This window comes from Mycobacterium sp. MUNTM1, from assembly GCF_054660795.1.
This window is the reverse complement of the sequence record NZ_BAAGDE010000114.1, coordinates 1-4,535: the sequence shown is the minus strand read 5'-3', so window position 1 is coordinate 4,535 and position 4,535 is coordinate 1. Positions and strand designations below refer to the sequence as shown.

Here is a 4,535-nt window from a genome sequence, read left to right as displayed (position 1 = left end):
GCGCTGAACCCGCCCACCCAGGGCGGCCGCTCCGGTGGCGCCGGGGAGTTCCCGACCACGTGGGTGGGCGTCCCGGGGTCCGACTCCGAGCTCCGGCCGCAGGCCGGTCGCACCGCCTGGATCGGGCGCGCGCTCAACAACGACATCGTGGTGCCCGACGTGCTCGCCTCCCGCCATCACGCCTTCCTGAACCCGACTTCGGGCGGCGCCGAGATCCGCGACGCGAACAGCAGCAACGGCACCTTCGTCAACGGTGTCCGGGTCGGGTCCGCGGTGCTGTCCGACGGCGACGTGGTGACGATCGGCAACGTCGACCTGGTGTTCCACAACGGCATGCTGGTCCGCCGCCAGGAGGCGGCGACCCGGGCCGGCGGCCTGGAGGTGCGCGAGGTCAACTTCGGCGTCGATGGCAAGAACCTGCTGGAGCGGATCTCGCTCGTCGCCCGGCCCGGCACGCTGACCGCGCTGATCGGCGGGTCGGGCGCGGGCAAGACCACGCTGTCGCGGCTGATCGCCGGCTACGCCACCCCGTCGTCGGGGTCGGTCACCTTCGAGGGCCACGACATCCACACCGAGTACGCCTCGCTGCGCACCAGGATCGGGATGGTCCCGCAGGACGACGTCGTGCACCGGCAGCTGACGGTCAGCCAGGCGCTCGGCTACGCCGCCGAGCTGCGCCTGCCCCCCGACACCAGCAAGTCCGATCGCGAGCAGGTGATCGCCCAGGTCCTCGACGAGCTGGGGCTCTCCGAGCACGCGAACACCCGGGTGGACAACCTGTCCGGCGGTCAGCGCAAGCGCGCGTCGGTGGCCCTGGAGCTGCTGACCGGGCCGTCGCTGCTGATCCTCGACGAGCCGACCTCCGGCCTGGACCCGGCGCTGGATCTGCAGGTCATGACCATGCTGCGGCAGCTCGCCGACGCCGGCCGCGTCGTGCTGGTGGTCACGCACTCGCTGACGTACCTCGACGTCTGCGATCAGGTGCTGCTGATGGCGCCGGGCGGCAAGACGGCGTACCTGGGCCCGCCCGGCCAGATCGGGGCGGCCATGGGCACCACCAACTGGGCGCACATCTTCGCCAAGGTGGGCGCCAACCCAGATGAGGCGAATCGCCGCTTCCTGGCGCAGAACCGGCCGCCGCCGCCCACGCTGACCGAGGCGCCGGCCGAGCTGGGCGCCCCGGCGCGCACCAGCAAGCGCCGCCAGTTCTCCACGATCGCCCGCCGCCAGGTCCGGCTGGTGGTCTCCGACCGCGCCTACTTCCTGTTCCTGGCGGTGCTGCCGTTCGTCATGGGCGCGCTGTCGCTGACCGTGCCCGGCACCGTCGGCTTCGGTTATGCCGATCCGGTGAGCGAGTCGGCCGGTGAGGCCGGGATGATCCTGACGCTGCTCACCATGGCGGCCGCGTTCATGGGCACCGCCCTGACCATCCGCGACCTGATCGGCGAGCGGCCGATCTTCCGGCGCGAACAGGCTGTCGGCCTGTCGAGCACGGCCTACCTGCTGGCCAAGGTGGCGGTGTTCTGCACGTTCGCCGTCATCCAGGCGGCCATCGCCACCGCGATCGTCGTGGTGGGCAAGGGGCCGCCGACGCGGCCGGCGGTGCTGCTCGGTAACGCCACCCTCGAGCTGTTCGCCGGGGTCGCCGCAACGTGCGTGGCCGCGGCGATGCTGGGCCTGTTGCTCTCGGCGCTGGCGCGCACGAGCGAGCAGATCATGCCGCTGCTGGTGGTGTCGCTGATGATGCAGATGGTGCTGTCCGGCGGCATGGTGCCCGTCACCCACCGGATCTTCCTCGACCAGCTGTCCTGGCTGGTGCCCTCGCGGTGGGGATACGCCGCGCAGGGGTCGACGGTCGATCTGTGGGCGGTGTCGCCCGGCCCGCAGAGCCCGCGGGACAGCCACTTCGAGCACACGCCGGCGGCCTGGCTGTTCGACATGGGCATGCTCGCGGTGCTGACCGTCGCCTACGCCGCGCTGGTGCGCTGGCGCATCCGGCTCACCCGCTGAGCGATCGGCCGCGGGTGGCTCAGCCGTCCAGCCGCAGCCCGTGGGCGAGCGCGAAGGCGACGGCCTGGTCGACGTCGACGCGGGCACCGGCCAGCGAGGCCGTCGTCCACAGCGTCGGGTCCACGCTTCCGCCGCGCAGGTCCGCGTCGTCCAGGCGGGTGCCGGCGGTCCGCGCGCCGCGCAGGTCCGCGCCGCGCAGCACGGCCTTGCGCAGGTCGGCCTCCACCAGGCTGGTTTCCCGCAGCCGGCAGCCGCTCAGGTCCACGCCGCGCAGGTCGATGCCGCCGAGCACCGCGAGCGTGAAGTCCACCTCGTCGAACGTGATCGGCCGCAGCCGGCACTGCACGAACACCGAGCCGAGCATGCTGCACTGGGAAAAAGTGCTGTGCCACAGCGACGTCCGCCGGAACGTGCAGTTGCGGAAGGCCGAACCCCGGTGCTGCGACTCGGCGAGGTTGGCGCCGCTGAAGTTGCATTCGGTGAACACGACCCGCTCGGTCTGTAACCGGCTGAGGTCATCGTCAGTGAAGTCGTGGCCCTCGAATTCCTGGTCGACCCACCGCGTGGTCAATTGGCCGAGAGGCTGGCCAGGGCGTATTCGCTGACCGCGATCAGGGCGTCGGTCGCCGACCGGCGATCCCTGGCGTCGATGCTGATCACCGGGATGTGCGGCGGCAGGGTCAGCGCCTCACGCACCTCGGCGACCGGGTAGCGCGGCGCGCCGTCGAACTCGTTGACCGCGACGAGGAACGGCAGGTTGCGGTGCTCGAAGAAGTCGACCGCGGCGAAGCTGTCCTGCAGGCGCCGGCAGTCGACGAGCACGACCGCGCCGATCGCGCCGCGCACCAGATCGTCCCACATGAACCAGAAGCGGCGCTGTCCCGGCGTGCCGAACAGGTAGAGCACCAGGTCCTCGGCCAGGGTGATCCGGCCGAAATCCATTGCGACGGTGGTGGTCCGCTTGTCCGGGGTGGCCTCGAGCGCGTCGACACCGGCAGAGGCGTCGGTCAGCATCGCCTCGGTGCGCAGCGGCATGATCTCGGACACCGCTCCGACGAAGGTGGTCTTGCCGGCCCCGAATCCGCCGGCGATCACGATCTTCGTCGACGCGTGGGTGCCGGAATCGGCCTGCACGTCAGAGTGCGCGTAAGCCACGCAGTGTCCTTCCTATGAGTTCGTGGCGCTCGTCTCTGGTGGAACGCTCGGACAACGTCTTATGCACTCGAAGGTAGCCGGACAACACCAGATCCCCGACCAGGACGCGCGCGACGCCGAGCGGAAGGTCCAGCCGGGCCGAGATTTCGGCGACCGACGGGTGCTCGACGCACAGTTGGATGATTCTGCCTCGCGCGTCGTTGGGCGGCCACCGGTGGGTCAGGCCGGCATGCAGCGTCTGAATCGGCGCCTCGAGGGGAAGATCGACGTTGGTGTCGGTCCGCCCGGACGTCAAGGTGTACGGGCGGACGAGGTTCCCCTTACGGTGGGCCGGCCAGTTCTGCGAGGTGTCCATCGCGGCTCACGAGTGCTGCTGCACGGGCGACCGGCGGGTCGACTGCACCACGCCGCCCACCCGCTCGACGAGGACGGCCATCTCGTAGCCGATCTGACCGATGTCGCACGACGCCGCCGCCAGCGTCGCCAGGTGCGAGCCGTCCCCGACCCGCATCAACAACAGGTAGCCGTTCTGCATCTCGACCACCGACTGCAGCACCTGGCCGCCCTCGAAGAGCTGCGCGGCGCCGGTGGCCAGGCTGGCCAGCCCGGATGCCACCGCGGCCAGCTGGTCGGCGCGTTCGCGCGGGAGATGCTCGCTGGCGGCGATGGGCAGCCCGTCGACGGAGACCAGCAGCGCGTGCGCGACGCCGGGGACCTCGCGGGCGAACCTGGTCACCAGCCAGTCCAGGGAATTGTCGGGGGAAGTCATTATTCGTCGGATCCTTGATCGGTTTCACGGGCGTGCGAGCGTCCGCTGCGCACGCCACCGAAATGGTTACTGAACGAGGCGCGGACGGCCTCGGGGTCCCGGGCCAGGGGGCCGGTGGCCGCGTGCTGCGGCTCCCGGTGCGACGGGGATCGCCCGCTGCGCCCCCGCTCCGGCTCTGCCGGCTCGTCCTGTTCGGCGCCGTTGGCGCCGCCGGGGACCAGCCGCGCACCCGGGGTGCGCACCGGCAGGCCGTGGTCGGTGGTGTGGGCTTCGACGGGCTTCTCCTCGGCCGCGGCCGCGAGCGTCCAGCCGCGGTCCCAGACCGACTGCCAATCCAGGTCGGGGTGGTTGACCAGATCGTGCGGGTCGCCGAGCATCTCCGACAGCATCCGCCGGTATATGACGTCGTCGTCGGCCGGGGCCTTCGGGGCCGCCGGGATGGACGCCACCGGAGCGGGCCGGTCCTGCCGGTTCTGCGCGCGGCTGTCGGCCTCCCGGGAACGGGCGGAGAAGAAGGCCGACGTGTCCGACGCCGCCCGTGCCGGCTGGGCGGGCGCGGGCGCCGAACAGGACGAGCCGGCAGAGCCGGAGCGGGGGCGCA

Annotated in this window: 5 protein-coding genes and 1 pseudogene; 1 reads left to right on the top strand and 5 read right to left on the bottom strand. The window is 71.5% G+C overall.

The features are described from left to right. A partial coding sequence (locus tag ACYQ8K_RS29795; RefSeq protein ID WP_459974939.1) for an ATP-binding cassette domain-containing protein occupies positions 1-2,010 on the top strand: 2,010 nt, incomplete at its 5' end. 19 nt (positions 2,011-2,029) lie between these two features. On the opposite strand, the gene ACYQ8K_RS29790 is transcribed toward ACYQ8K_RS29795, so the two are convergent. The 5 genes and pseudogenes from ACYQ8K_RS29790 to ACYQ8K_RS29770 form a co-directional block, all read right to left on the bottom strand. Continuing rightward, the gene (locus ACYQ8K_RS29790) at positions 2,030-2,581 is read right to left on the bottom strand and encodes a pentapeptide repeat-containing protein (RefSeq protein ID WP_459974937.1); all 552 of its coding nucleotides are present in this window, start codon (positions 2,579-2,581) and stop codon (positions 2,030-2,032) included. Next, the gene (locus ACYQ8K_RS29785; protein WP_459974935.1) at positions 2,578-3,165 is read right to left on the bottom strand and encodes a GTP-binding protein; all 588 of its coding nucleotides are present in this window, start codon (positions 3,163-3,165) and stop codon (positions 2,578-2,580) included. The genes ACYQ8K_RS29790 and ACYQ8K_RS29785 overlap by 4 nt, the downstream gene beginning before the upstream one ends. Further along, positions 3,146-3,520, bottom strand: a complete 375-nt coding sequence (locus ACYQ8K_RS29780; protein ID WP_459974933.1) for a DUF742 domain-containing protein — start codon at positions 3,518-3,520, stop codon at positions 3,146-3,148. The genes ACYQ8K_RS29785 and ACYQ8K_RS29780 overlap by 20 nt, the downstream gene beginning before the upstream one ends. Before the next feature lie 6 nt (positions 3,521-3,526). Then, complete coding sequence (locus ACYQ8K_RS29775; RefSeq protein WP_459974931.1) at positions 3,527-3,934, bottom strand: serine protease inhibitor; 408 nt, start codon at positions 3,932-3,934, stop codon at positions 3,527-3,529. Beyond that, positions 3,934-4,535: pseudogene (locus tag ACYQ8K_RS29770) on the bottom strand (ATP-binding protein); the annotation flags it as partial. The pseudogene ACYQ8K_RS29770 and the gene ACYQ8K_RS29775, both read right to left, overlap by 1 nt.